A 13,519-nucleotide genomic window follows, 5' to 3' on the forward strand; every position below is an offset into this window, starting at 1 on the left:
CACGGCGAGGCTTTTTTTGCTTCTCAAACTATGAAGCAGATCAGGCGGTGGCGGCGTGGACCGTTGTGGCAAGTGGGGCCGGGTGCTTCATCTGCTGGCGATAACGGGGCAGTGCCAGGGTCAGGAATACGCTGGCCAGCACCAGCATCGACACGGATGAGGCGAGGGCATAACGCAGGGATTCAGTGCCCAGTGTGGGTACGAAAAAGTCACTGAGCATGCCCACGAACAATGGGCCGACGCCAACGCCGAGCAGGGTCATGGACATCACGAAAATCGCGGTCGCCTGCGCCAGGCGCGTAGCCGGGAACAGGTGGGTAATGGCGCTCAGGCACGGCGTTGCCCACCACACGCCAAAGAATGCGAACGCACTGTAGAACAGCGACGCTTGCGGCACGGCAATGCTGCCGATATGGAATGCCGTGCCTTGGGGCCAGAGGAAATAAGCGAGGGCAAAGGGGATGCTGATCAGCGTGCCCAGCAGAGGGACGCCAATTTGCCAGCCGACATCACGCCGCGCCAAGCGGTCGGTGAGCATGCCGCAACACAGGGTGCCAATAGTCGCGCCGCTGCCACCCACCACGCCCACCAGGAATCCGGCCTCCTGCATGTTGAGGCTGTGGGATCGGATCAGGAAGCTCGGGCTCCAGGTGCCGATGGCGTACCCGGCAACTGCCGCTGCGCCGCCGGTCAGCACCAGCAATACGAAGGAGGGCATGCGAAACAGCTCGACGAGCGTCTTCAGCCAGCCGTCCTGCAGCAGTGCGACGCTGCTCACCGGGACTACCGGTTTGGGGGTGCGCACCGTCAGCAGCAAGATCAGGCCAAGCAAGATGCCGGGTGCGCCGACCAGCACGAAGGCGTAGCGCCAGCCGTGGTGCTGGGCGATCCAGCCACCCAGGCCCAGTCCGACAATCGCGCCCAGGCTGGAACCGAGCATCAGCACCGACAGGGCCGTGGAGCGGCGGTTCGCCGGGTACAGATCCGAGACCATGGCCACCGACGGCGCCGTGCCGCCTGCCTCGCCGACGGCGACGCCAATACGCGCCAGCACCAGGGTCAGGAAATTGCCGGCCATGCCGCAAAGCATCGTCATCAAGCTCCAGGCAATGCAACTGAACGCGATGACCGGCTTGCGCCCGATGCGATCAGACAGGCGCCCCAGCGGGAAGCCGAACACGGTGTAGAACACCGCGAAGGTCACCCCCGACAGCAAGCCGATCTGCGTATCGGAAATGCCGAATTCGAGCTTTACCGGCTCGATCAGAATGGCCATCAACTGACGGTCGATGTAGTTGAAGACATAGATCGTGGCGAGCATGAACAGCGCGTAGTGCGTTCGCCATGTGACGGGGTTGGATTGATTCACTGCGGGTGCTCCCGGTTTTGTTCTGGTTATCTGATGCTCAGGCCACCATGGGTTTTTCTCATCGTCCGTTCAGACCATTTTGGGTCGTCGGCGGACTGAACGGACGATAACCGACCTAGTCTTGACGGACGATGTTTCGCTCGCGCTCAAGGTCAATCATTCAGCCCATATTCGCAGGCCCCGGCACTTGCCCATGCAACGGCAAACCGACGGCAGCCTGAAAACAATAAGAAGCTGAGGAATTGCAATGAGCGTCTTGTTCGAGCCGATCGCCCTGGGCGAGCTGCAGTTGGCCAACCGTATTGTCATGGCGCCCATGACCCGCAGCCGTGCGCTCGTCGATGCGATACCCGGCAGCGATATGGTCGAGTACTACCGCCAGCGAGCCGGTGCGGGGCTGATCGTCGCCGAAGGCACCGCACCCTCCGCCAGTGGCCTGGGTTATTGCCGCACGCCAGCAATTTACAGTGCCGAACAAATGGCCGGCTGGCAGCGGGTTACCGAGGCGGTACACGCGGAGGGCGGGCGCATCGTCCTGCAGTTGATGCATGTTGGCCGCGCCGCCAGCCGGCACAACAAACCGTCGGGCGCGGCCACGGTCGCACCTTCGTCGTTGCGGGCACGCACGCAAGTGTTCAGCGACAGCCATGGTCTGGTCGACACCGACGAGCCGCAAGCGCTGACCCTGCAAGGCATCAGCGGCGTTATCGAAGACTATCGCCAGGCTGCACTCAACGCGCGCCAGGCCGGTTTCGACGGAGTCGAGCTGCACTGCACCAGCGGTTATCTGCCGATGCAGTTCATGGCCTCAGGCAGCAACCTGCGCAGCGATGCCTACGGTGGCGATGTGACCGGGCGGGTACGTTTTGCCAAGGAAACGCTCGAGGCAATGGCCAGTGCAATCGGCGCCGGTCGAGTCGGTTTTCGCCTGTGTCCTGGTAACCCCTACAACGACATCGACGACACCGACCCGGCGTCCACCGCAGCAGCCTTATGTGAGGCGGTCGCGCCGTTGTCCCTGGCCTATCTGCACATCATGCGCTCGCCGCTCGAGGGGCTCGATGCCTTTGCCCTGGCCCGCCGGCACAGCCCGCATGCGTTGATCCTCAACGATGGTTTCGACGGCCCTTCGGCCAGTGCCGCTCTCGCGTCGGGCGAGGGGGCTGCCGTGTCGTTTGGCCGTCACTTTATTGCCAACCCTGATCTGGTGGAACGCCTCAGGCATGGCCTGGCGCTGAGTCGCTTTGATCGCAAGACCCTGTATACACCGGGTGCGACTGGCTACTCGGACTATCCCACCTATCAAACCAGTGCCCAGGAGGTGGCGCCATGAACCTTAACGACTTGCCGAATGTGCTGCCATCTCAGCCGGTACCTCGCGAACAGACTCAGGCGCTGCTCGACCGGCGCTCCGTTGCCGTCGCGAAGATCAAGCCGCGCGACCTCTACACCATGGCTGATCGCCTGGAACATCAGGCGCGAGAGCATGGCGAACGCTCGTTCCTGATCTACGGTGAGTTGACCTGGAGCTACCGGGAGGTCGATACCCGGGCCAATCAAATGGCGCACACATTTTACGCAAACGGCCTGCGTGCCGGCGATGTCTGCGCCCTGGCCATGGAAAATCGCCCGGAGTTCTTCTGCACCTGGTTCGGTCTGGTCAAACTCGGGGTGGTGGTGGCGTTCATTAACACCCAAGTCAGCGGTCGCCCGTTGCTGCATGCACTGCAAACCACCGACGCCAAGGCGCTGGTCATTGGTGAAGAATGCCTGGCCAGCGTGCAGGCTACCGAAGACTTCCCGGGCCTGCCGTGCTGGCTGATCCGCGATGCGGAAAATCCCTGGGCCGGGCCGTTGCCCAAAGGCATCGACGGACATTTCGCTGCGCGCCTGGAAAAGGCTCCGCGCACGCCGTTCCCCCGGGATATCCGGGCGCACATCGATGCTCAGACCACCACCCTGTTGATTTTTACCTCGGGCACCACGGGTCTGCCCAAGGCTGCGCGCTACAGCCACATGCGCTGGATGTCTTCGGGTGATGCAATGGAAGTGACCCTGCCGATCACTCGCGACGATGTGTTCTATTGCTGCCTGCCGCTGTACCACGGCGCCGCCGCTACTTCGGTCACCTCTACTGCGCTGGCCGCCGGTGCGTCCATCGTGGTGCGGCGCAAGTTCAGTGTGCGCGAATTCTGGAACGACGTGGCGCGTCACAAGATCAGCATCTTCCAGTACATCGGCGAAATCTGTCGTTATCTGCTCAATCAACCGGTGCGGCAGGGCGAGCGTGACCACAGTTTGCGCTGCATGCTCGGCGCCGGGCTGTCAGCCGATTCCTGGCAACGCTGGCTCGACCGCTTCGGCCCGATCCAGGTGTTCGAGGGCTGGGGGGCTACCGAAGCCAACGCCGCAATCATCAACGTCGACAACTATTTCGGTTCCTGCGGGCGAGTTCCGGACTGGAACAAGACCAATGTGCGCCTGGTGCGTTACGACGTTGAAAACGACTGCCATCCACGGAACGAAAACGGTTTTTATCAGCTCTGCGAAGTCGGTGAAATTGGCGAGGTCATGGGCTTTATCGTTGACCATCCAGACATTGGTGGTGGTCGCTTCGAGGGCTACACCTCGGCCGCAGCCACCGAGAGCAAAATTCGCCGCAATGTGTTCCGCGAGGGCGACGCCTACTGGAGTTCCGGTGACTTGCTGCGTGTGGATGCCGACGGCTACTGCTATTTCATCGATCGCATCGGCGATACCTATCGCTGGAAGAGCGAGAACGTGTCGACCCTGGAAGTGGCCAATGCGTTGAGCGATCTGCCAGGACTGGAGCTGATCAACATCTATGGCGTCCAGGTCCCCGGTCATGAAGGACGGGCCGGAATGGCCGCAGTGCTGATGCAGGAGGGCCGGGCGTTCGATCCACAGGCGCTGTTTGCGTTGACCGAAGCGCGGTTGCCGCGTTATGCCGCCCCGGTATTTGTGCGGGTGACCCAGGCGGCAGACCTGACCGCCAGCTACAAGCTGCGCAAGGTCGACCTGCAGCGTCAGGGTTATTGCCCGACACGGTGCAACGACCCGCTGTTCATTCGCGACGAACAGGCCGGCACCTATGTGCCCTATTCGGCGCAGGTCCTGACACGCGTCGGCCTCGCACCTTTCGTGGTGACCCAGCCATGACAGACCTCGATGCCAACGGTCACGAACTGCGCAGCGGCCTGCGTTATCCCTGGCCGCAGGCGCCGGATTCCGGGCAGGTTCGTGAAGTGGCGGCGGGTGTGTGGTGGTTGCGCATGCCGCTGCCGTTTCGCCTGGATCACATCAACCTGTACCTGTTACGTCACACCGATGGCTGGGTGGTGGTCGACACCGGCATGAACACCGAGCAGACCCGGGAAGTATGGGATCGGGTGTTGAGTGAAGTGTGCGCTGGCTTGCCGGTGGTAGCGGTGGTGTGCACCCACTTTCACTCCGACCATGCCGGAGTGGCCGCCTGGCTTAGCGAGCGTTTTCAGTGCCCGGTGTACATGACTGCCAGCGAGTTCCAGTCGCTGCACGTCAAGTTTCCCGCCGGTCAGCCACCGGGTTGGGACTTCCTCGATTTCTACCGCAAGGCCGGCGTGGCTGACGAGCAAAGCAGCGAGATGTTTGCGGTGATGAGCAACGCACACTTCCTGCCAGCGCCACTGAATCACTACCGCCGTCTACAGGAAGGCAGCCTGCTGGATATCGGCGGCCGTACCTGGCAGGTGGTCATTGGCCGCGGTCACTCGCCGGAGCATGCCTGTCTGTATGCCGCCGATGACGGCTTGCTGATCTCCGGCGACCAGGTGCTGCCGCGCATCACTTCGACCGTCGGCGTGCATGCCACGGAACCCTTGGCCAACCCGTTGGGTGACTGGCTGGACTCCATCGAACACCTGCGTTCATTGCCGGACAGCGTGCTGGTCCTGCCGGCGCACGAACGCCCGTTCTTCAATCTGCATCAGCGCCTGGATCAGTTGGAGGCCCACCATAAAGGGCATCTGGCGCTGATGCTGGCCAGCTGTCACGAGCCGTGCACCGTGCTCGAACTGATGGCCGTGTTGTTTCCCAGGTTGTCGGGTCATTTCGACGAATTGATGGCGCTTGGCGAAACGTTGGCCCATGCCAATTACCTCGTGGCTCAAGGGTCGCTGGAGCGGGAAGAGGACCGGGGGCGATATCGCTACCGGTGCGCTGTAAGGGGAGCGTGCGCAGTTAATCCGCTTAAGGTGTTTTGAGCGGACGACACGGCAGCAGTGTTGAACATTCCAGGCAGCCAACCGGTTGCCCTTCAGGAGAGTCTGTGTGATCAACAACAACAAAAATAACGCTACGGTCATGGCTTCGAGCACATTTCAGGTCAGCAGCCTGGCGGCGGCGTTAGCACTGGTGTCTACACCAGTATGGGCCGGTGAAACCTTCGAGTTCGACAACGGCGCGACCATCGACTGGTCGGTGACCACCAGCTATGGCCTCGGCGTGCGCACCGGCAGTCAGAGCGATCGCTTGCTGACGATCAACGCCGACGATGCCAACCGCAACTTCGACAGTGGCAGCCTGACCACCAACCGCGTCGGCGCGCTGGCGGAAATGATCCTGCGCAAGGACAACTACGGCGCCGTGGTGCGGGGCAGTACCTTTTACGACGATGTCTATCACCGCAAGAACGATAACGATTCTCCTGCCACCGTGAACAAGAACGGCAGCAACGACGAGTTCACCAGTGACACCCGTTACTACAGCGGCGGTCGCAGCAAACTACTGGATGCCTATGTGTTCAGCGGCTGGCGCTTCGACAACGACACCATGCTTGACGTCAAGGCCGGACGGCACATCGAATCCTGGGGCGAGAGCCTGTTCTACCCAGGTGTGAACGGCGTACAAAACCCGTCTGACGCGGTAAAAGCCTCGCAGCCGGGTGTTGAGGTCAAGGAAATACTCTTGCCGGTGGGCCAGTTCTCCGGCTCGTTCCGACTGAACCCTCAACTGACCTTAGGTGCCTACGTGCAATACGAATGGAAGGGCACCGAACTGCCGCCAGTGGGCAGCTACCTGTCGAGCAGCGACGTGGTCGGACCGGGGCGCGAGTTCATCTACGCCAACGGCCGCAAGGTCCAATACCTGGGCACCGACGAGCCGCGCGATGGCGGCCAGTGGGGCGTGCAAATGCGCTACCGCCCGGTACCTGCCGTCGAATTGTCACTGTTCCACGTCAACTACCACGACAAGAACCCGGCCACTGCCCTGGTTGGCTATGACCCGCTGCCGGTGGGCGGTGGCCTTAACGCCTTCGCCCTCAATGGTTACCGGATCAAGTATTTCGAAGACATCAAGCTCACCGGCATCAGTGCCACGACCAAGATCGGCGACACCCAGGTCGGCGCCGAATGGTCGTACCGCGATGGTGCGCCGGTCATGGTCAATACCGGACTTGGCGCTATACCGGCCAAGGGCAAGGGCCAGCAAATGCAATTGTCGGCCGTGCGTATTCTGGGGGACCGTCCCTGGGCCAGCCAGACTTCGCTGACAGCCGAAGTCATCCGCGTGCAGGTCGATAGCGTCGAATCCACTTCGGCCGCGCCGAACCTGCAAGGTTTGAACCTGTTGCCTTCCGTGGCACCTCTAGTGGCATCTTCCGATGACTTCACCTACAGCACCGCCGCAGGCTATCGCACCAAATCATCCAGCGCCTACACCGTGGGCGCATCGTTCAGTTATCCGGGAGTTTTCCAGGGCTGGGATCTGGAAGTGCCCTTCAGTTTCTCCAACGTCTTCAGCGGATCGACGCCCATGGCCGGGAGCATCTCCGGCGTCGCGGGCGACCGACGCCTGAGTATGGGCACCACCTTCAAATACCTCGGCAACCTGGAAGTCGGCTTGAAATACATCGCCTACCTGGGTGAAGCGGACCCTGTCGATCGTCCCTTCGCCGACCGCGACTACGCCACGTTCTCGATGAAATACACCTTCTGATCGACGCCACAGGTCCGGGCCGTCCAGCACGGTGCCGGGCCTTCAACACAAACTCAAAACGGTCGAAGCCCAACGCTTCGACATGGAGGCACTATGGGGCTCAAAGGGCATGCGGCCATTGTTGGCACCGCACAATACAAACCGGAAAAGTACGCCACCGCGCCCAGGATGTTCCATCTTGAGCAAGTCGCCGATCTGGCGGCCCAGGCTCTGCGTGATGCCGGGCTCAAAGCCTCGGACCTCGACGGATTGGTCATCAACGGCCCGCACTTTCACGAAGCTTCAGTATTCGTACCGGCGATGGCCGCCGAGTACCTGGGCCTGCGCCTGAACTTCGCCGAAGTGGTGGACCTGGGCGGCTGCACCTCGGTGGGCATGGTCTGGCGTGCCGCGGCGGCCATCGAGCTGGGGCTGTGCCAGGCAGTGCTGTGCGTGATCCCCGCGCGCATGGCGCCGTTCGGCCCCGACGAGGATCCGGGCTGGATGGCCCGGTCCATGCGCTTCGGTGGCCACAGCACCGCATTCGGTGCGCCCGAAGCGGAGTTCGACCTGCCTTACGGGCACATGGGCCAGAACACCGGCTACGCGATGATCGCCCAGCGTTATGCCGCGCAGTACGACTATGACCAGCGAGCGATGGCCAAGATTGCCGTCGATCAGCGCACCAACGCCCTGGCCAACCCGCAGGCCATGTTCTACGGCCAACCGTTGACCATCGAACAGGTACTGGCGAGCAAAATGGTCGCCGACCCGTTGCACGTCCTGGAGATCGTCATGCCGGTGGCCGGTGGCGCGGCGATGATCATCACCAGCAAGGAAGTGGCGGCGCGCTCGCGCAAACGTCCTGCCTTCATTACCGGTTTTGGCGAACATCTGGCCTTCAAGTCGCCGTCCTATGCCGAAGACATGCTCAACACCCCGATCGGTCCGGCGTCCCAGCGTGCCTTTGCCATGGCCGGGCTTAAACCGGCGGACGTCCACGCTGCACAAATCTACGACTGCTACACCATCACCACGCTGCTGACCCTGGAAGATGCCGGTTTTTGCGGCAAGGGCGAGGGCATGGCGTTCGTGCGCGAACACGACCTGACCTGGCGTGGCGATTTCCCGATGAACACCCATGGCGGGCAACTCAGCTTCGGCCAGTCGGCCTCGGCCGGTGGCATGAGCCAGGTGATCGAGGCGGTGACACAGATCGCCGGCGCGGCCGGTGAACGTCAACTGGGGCTTTGCGACAACGTCTATGTCTCCGGTACCGGCGGCGTGATGAGCGAGCAGGGCGCATTGATACTTCAGGGAGCATAAGCACATGTCCAACAACAAACCGATGCCGGTCCCGACGCAAATCTCCGCGCCATTCTGGGAAGGCCTGAAGGCCCGGCGCCTGCTGATCCAGCAGTGCAACGCCTGTGCGCACTGGAATTTCTACCCGCGTCGCCATTGCACGGCCTGCCTTGAACACGACCTGGCCTGGCGCGAAGTCGACGGTAGCGCAACGCTGTACAGCTACACCGTGACGCGCATCGCGACCCTGCCCGACTTTATCGATGAGATGCCGCAGAAGCTGGCGGTGATCGAGTTGGCTCAGGGCGTGCGCATCAACACCAATCTGGTCGGCCTGGAAGAAAATGAAATCAGCATTGGCATGCCGCTGCAGGCGGTGTTTGCTGAAGTCGACGCCAAGGGTAACCGTCTGCTGCGCTTTACCGGCGTGGACAAGGATGCGCTCAGTCTCGAATCGCTGCCTGCGCAGGACAGCGAACCGGCGCCCGCTGCCTCCGGCTCAGTGCCTGTGCGGCAGATTGACCTTAATGATGGGCCGGCGCTGCAGGCGCTGGTCAGCGAGGAGTACAGCGGCTGGAGTAATGTCGTTGTCGTCGACCAGGCGCTGATCGATGCCTTCGCCCTGTTGTCGGGGGACGATTACTGGATTCATACCGACCCTGAGCGGGCGCGCCTGCAAAGTCCGTTCGGCGGCACCATCGCCCATGGTGCATTGGTGCAGGTGCTGCAGTCGCGGATGAAGCTGGACCTGGGTTATGAGATCAGCGGTTTCACCACCCAGATCAACTATGGCTCCGATCGCCTGCGCTTCCCGGCGCCGGTGCCGGCGGGGTCGCGTATTCATTCCCGAGCCCGGGTGAAAAAGGTCGAGATCATGCCTCGGGGGACCCAGTTGACCCTGGAGCTCAACACCCATGTGGTCGGGCAGGATCGGCCGTCGGTGATCAATGACCTGGTGATTCTTTATATCGCTTGATGGTTGATGGGGCGGCTGTGAGGCCGCTATCGCGAGCAGGCTCGCTCCCACAGAGGGAGCAAGCCTGCCTCAACGGATATGCCGCCAACCCAAGCCCGCATCACCCGCAAAACCCCTCCGCCATGCCATTCCTGCCAATACATAAGCCATTTGGACGATGTGTACCCCCGGCCATGCGCTGAATATCCCTTCAGGAGCATCGCTCGTTTCGATTGCTTCACCTGCCTTGGTGCCTGACAAGAACAAGAGGATTGGCCCTATGACCTGCCCTACGCACGCGTGTCCAGAACAGGAGCATTGTGTATGCGCTCTGTGATCGGCTACGCAGTCTGCCTAGTGGTCGCCTTGACCATTGGCTACACCTTTTCGCCGAAAACTCTCCCGCCAGCCGAAGCGGTTGCCACTCGCCCAGACCGGGTGCAGATCAACGGCCTGCTCAATCTTGGCTCACGCGTGGTCGCGGTGGGCGAGCGGGGCAGCATTCTGCTCAGCGATGATCAGGGTGTCAGTTGGCAGCCAGCCAGTGTCGCCACTCAGCGCAACGCCACCCTGACCGCTGTCGTCGCACTCGATGACAAGCGCTTGCTGACAGTCGGGCATGACGGCTGGATCCTGAGTTCCGCAGATGCCGGCAGCAGCTGGCAGGAGATTCGTTACGACAGCGATCTCGGCGAACCACTGCTGGGCATCTGGACCAGTGGTGGCGACAACGTCATGGCCTTTGGCAGCTTCGGCAAGTTCTACCAGTCCCTCGATGCCGGCAAGACCTGGTCGCCGCAAACCCTGGATATAGACAGCGCCCACCTCAACAGCATGGACGGCGGCACCGATGGCCGGCGCATGCTGGTGGGCGAGCAGGGGCTGGTGTTGCGCACCACCGATGGCGGCCAACACTGGCAGACCTTGCCGGCGTTCTACAGCGGCTCGCTGTTCGGCATCGTGCGCCTGAGCGCGGACAACTGGGTGACCTACGGCATGCGCGGGCACGTATTCGTCAGCCATGACTTCGGTGACACCTGGTCCCAGATCAAAGTTGGTAATCAACTGCCGCTGTACGGCCACGTAGTGCTGCCGGGTCAATCGGGGCTGGTGATCGTCGGTGCGGGCAGCTCGGTGGTGCGCCTGGACGCGAAAGGTCAACTGGTCGGCGTCGGGCGCCTGGCCGGGCTCGGCACGTTGACCTCGGCGACCATGGTTGGCTCGCGCCTGCTGGTAGGGGGCGAGCGTGGGGTCTTGCAAGGTTCAGGTGGCAGCGTCGCTGCCCTAGTGGCCACACAGGCCACCCAGTAAATGAGAGGCAGGTAATGAATCAAGCTAAACACTGGGTGACGCGCTGCGTCGACACAGGCGCGGACCTGCTGATGGCCTGGCGCAAGGGATTGCTCTTGCTATTCGTTCTGGTGACGCTGGGCCTGGGCTACAGCGCTACCCACACACAGCTCGACCCGGGGTTCAACAAACAGATCCCGGTGCGCCATGACTATATGGTTAATTTTCTCAAGTTCAGTCGCTACTTCACTGGCGCCAACCGGTTTCTGGTCAGCGTGCGCTGGAAAGGCGAGGGTGACATCTATAACACCGAGTACCTCGAGACCTTGCGCAAGGTCACCGACGACGTGTTTTTCATCTCGGGTGTCAGTCGTCCCAGCGTGACGTCGTTGTTCACCGCCAACGTGCGCTATATCGAGATCACCGAGGAAGGCTTCTTTGGCGACGTGGTGGTGCCGCCACGCTTCAGTGGCAGCCCCGAAGACCTGGCGCAGGTGCGCAGCAACACCGCGGCGTCCGGCCAGGTCGGCCGCCTGGTGGCCAACGACCTGAAATCGGCGATGGTGCGTGCCGACCTTCAGGACACGGATCCGAAGACCGGCCAACCGGTGTCCTATGTCGACATCGCCAAGCGCCTGGAGGAAATCCGCGGCAAGTACAACAGCCCTGATATCGAGATCAACATAGTTGGATTCGCCAAACTGGTGGGCGACGTGGTCGAAGGGCTGAACACCGTGATCGGCTTCTTCGTCGTGGCCTTCGTCATTACCGGTTTGCTGCTGTGGCTGTATTCGCGCTCATTGCGCCTGACCGTGGTGGCGCTCTTGGTTGCCTTGCTGCCGGTGGTCTGGTTGCTGGGTTTGTTGCCGCTGTTGGGGCTGGGCATCGACCCGATGTCGATTCTGGTGCCGTTCCTGATTTTCTCCATTGGCGTGTCCCATGCGGTACAGATGACCAATGCCTGGAAACAGGACGTGCTGGCCGGCAGTTCCTCGATGGAGGCCGCACGCTCGGCGTTCTGCAAGATCTTCATCCCCGGCTCCCTGGCCTTGCTGATGAACGCCTTGGGGTTTGCGGTGATCATGATGATCGACATCCCGATCGTCCACGAACTGGGGGTGACTGCCTGCATCGGCGTGATGCTGATGATCATCACCAACAAATTGATGTTGCCGATCATCATTTCCTACCTGCGCCTGGAACCTGCGTTGCTGCGCCGAGCGCAATCCCGGCCGGCGGGCAGGCACCGCCTGTGGTGGCGGTTGTCGGCGCTGGCCGAACCGGGGCCAGCCGTCGGGGTGTTCGTGGTCAGTCTATTGCTGCTGGCGGCCGGGGCCTACAAGGCTCGCGACCTGGCGGTGGGCGATATCGGCGCTGGCGCTCCAGAGCTGCGGGCCGACTCCCGCTACAACCTGGATAACGAAAAGATCATCAACAGCTACTCCATCGGCCTCGATGTGATGTCGGTGTTCGTCCAGGTCAAGGGTGTCGACGAAGGTTGCCTGTCGCCTGCCGTGATGCGTGCGGTGGAAGCCTTCGACTTCCGCATGCGCACGGTCGCAAGCGTGCAGTCGATCCAGAGTGTGGCGGACATGGGCAAGCGCGTGATCGCCGGCAACAATGAAGGCAATCCGCGCTGGGCAGCGATCCCGGGTTCGCCCCGTGGCTTGAGCCAGGGCGCACGGGCCTACATGCCGGATGACGGCCTGGTCACCGACGGTTGTCAGCAGATGCAGATCCTGGTGTTCCTCGCCAACCACGAGGGCAGCACTGTCAGCCATGCCATCGAGCAAGCCAAGCGGATCATTGCTGAAGTCAGTACGCCGCAAGTCGAATTCCTGCTGGCCGGCGGCAACGTCGGGGTGATGGCGGCTTCGAACGAGGCGGTCAAGCGTGCAGAAGTGATCATGCTCGGGGCGCTGTTCGGTTCGGTGGCGCTGTTTTGCTGGATGACCTTCCTGTCGATCCGCGCGGTGCTGTGCATTCTGGTGCCGTTGGCGATCGTGGCGATCCTGTGCAATGCGTTGATGACCATGCTCGGGATCGGCCTGAAAGTCGCCACCTTGCCGGTGATGGCGTTGGGTGTCGGCGTGGGTGTCGACTATGGCATTTACCTTTACGAACGGATCCAGCACGAAATGCTGCGCGGCGCGAACCTGCGCGAGGCGTTCTACGAGGCCATGTGCCAACGCGGCACTGCGGCGGTGTTCACGGCCGTGACCATGTCGATTGGTGTGTGCACCTGGGCGTTCGCACCGCTGAAGTTTCAAGCTGACATGGGGGTACTGCTGTCGTTCATGTTCCTGGTCAACGTGCTGGGGGCGATTTTTCTCCTGCCGGCGCTGGCTGCCTGGTTCAACCGCGGGCGCCCGCTGGTCACCGAACGGGCCCGCCAGCCATTGCCGGCACAAGGTCAGTTTCGCCCGCAAAACAGCCCGGCTGCACGTGATTCCCGGGAGTAGAAAATAAACCTGCCGGGCCTATTGTGGAGTGCGCAGGTGGCGGAGAAACTGAAGCCGGTCCAGCTGCTGGATTGCGCTGGCAGGTAGCGGTCAAAAAGGGCGAGCCTCGGGGCTCGCCCCAGCCGAAATTATAAAAATAATAAGGGAAGGACCCAGTCCTTA

Annotated in this window: 9 protein-coding genes; 8 read left to right on the forward strand and 1 reads right to left on the reverse strand. The window is 61.9% G+C overall.

Translation table 11 applies throughout. From position 1 onward, the window contains the following. Positions 1-40: 40 nt before the first annotated feature. On the reverse strand, positions 41-1,369 hold the full coding sequence (locus ACYZTK_RS24470) for a spinster family MFS transporter (protein WP_462012174.1): 1,329 nt from the start codon (positions 1,367-1,369) through the stop codon (positions 41-43). A gap of 247 nt (positions 1,370-1,616) precedes the next feature. On the opposite strand from ACYZTK_RS24470, the gene ACYZTK_RS24475 reads away from it, so the two are divergent. The 8 genes from ACYZTK_RS24475 (at position 1,617) to ACYZTK_RS24510 (ending at position 13,357) form a co-directional block, all read left to right on the forward strand. Next, entirely contained in the window at positions 1,617-2,702 is a 1,086-nt protein-coding gene (locus ACYZTK_RS24475) for an alkene reductase (RefSeq protein ID WP_462012175.1), read from the forward strand. Beyond that, positions 2,699-4,549, forward strand: a complete 1,851-nt coding sequence (locus ACYZTK_RS24480; RefSeq protein ID WP_462012176.1) for a long-chain-acyl-CoA synthetase — start codon at positions 2,699-2,701, stop codon at positions 4,547-4,549. The genes ACYZTK_RS24475 and ACYZTK_RS24480 overlap by 4 nt, the downstream gene beginning before the upstream one ends. Then, the gene (locus ACYZTK_RS24485; RefSeq protein ID WP_462012177.1) at positions 4,546-5,631 is read left to right on the forward strand and encodes an MBL fold metallo-hydrolase; all 1,086 of its coding nucleotides are present in this window, start codon (positions 4,546-4,548) and stop codon (positions 5,629-5,631) included. Before ACYZTK_RS24480 ends, ACYZTK_RS24485 begins: the two co-directional genes overlap by 4 nt. 67 nt (positions 5,632-5,698) lie before the next feature. Next, entirely contained in the window at positions 5,699-7,366 is a 1,668-nt protein-coding gene (locus tag ACYZTK_RS24490; RefSeq protein ID WP_462012178.1) for a DUF1302 domain-containing protein, read from the forward strand. A gap of 93 nt (positions 7,367-7,459) precedes the next feature. Beyond that, entirely contained in the window at positions 7,460-8,671 is a 1,212-nt protein-coding gene (locus ACYZTK_RS24495) for a thiolase family protein (RefSeq protein ID WP_462012179.1), read from the forward strand. 4 nt (positions 8,672-8,675) lie between these two features. After that, on the forward strand, positions 8,676-9,626 hold the full coding sequence (locus ACYZTK_RS24500) for a bifunctional OB-fold nucleic acid binding domain-containing protein/MaoC family dehydratase (protein ID WP_462012180.1): 951 nt from the start codon (positions 8,676-8,678) through the stop codon (positions 9,624-9,626). Positions 9,627-9,929: 303 nt separating this feature from the next. Next, on the forward strand, positions 9,930-10,916 hold the full coding sequence (locus tag ACYZTK_RS24505; protein WP_462012181.1) for a WD40/YVTN/BNR-like repeat-containing protein: 987 nt from the start codon (positions 9,930-9,932) through the stop codon (positions 10,914-10,916). Positions 10,917-10,930: 14 nt separating this feature from the next. After that, a complete protein-coding gene (locus ACYZTK_RS24510) occupies positions 10,931-13,357 on the forward strand; it encodes an efflux RND transporter permease subunit (RefSeq protein WP_462012182.1) in 2,427 nt (808 codons plus the stop codon). The last annotated feature ends 162 nt before the right edge of the window (positions 13,358-13,519 follow it).

This window comes from Pseudomonas sp. LB3P31 (genome assembly GCF_054897945.1).

Bases quoted from the DNA above. Each gene is read 5' to 3' on its own strand.
- ACYZTK_RS24480 (WP_462012176.1), top strand. From the start codon at position 2,699: ATGAACCTTAACGACTTGCCGAATGTGCTGCCATCTCAGCCGGTACCT.
- ACYZTK_RS24505 (WP_462012181.1), top strand. From the start codon at position 9,930: ATGCGCTCTGTGATCGGCTACGCAGTCTGCCTAGTGGTCGCCTTGACC.
- ACYZTK_RS24475 (WP_462012175.1), top strand. From the start codon at position 1,617: ATGAGCGTCTTGTTCGAGCCGATCGCCCTGGGCGAGCTGCAGTTGGCC.
- ACYZTK_RS24485 (WP_462012177.1), top strand. From the start codon at position 4,546: ATGACAGACCTCGATGCCAACGGTCACGAACTGCGCAGCGGCCTGCGT.
- ACYZTK_RS24500 (WP_462012180.1), top strand. From the start codon at position 8,676: ATGTCCAACAACAAACCGATGCCGGTCCCGACGCAAATCTCCGCGCCA.
- ACYZTK_RS24495 (WP_462012179.1), top strand. From the start codon at position 7,460: ATGGGGCTCAAAGGGCATGCGGCCATTGTTGGCACCGCACAATACAAA.
- ACYZTK_RS24510 (WP_462012182.1), top strand. From the start codon at position 10,931: ATGAATCAAGCTAAACACTGGGTGACGCGCTGCGTCGACACAGGCGCG.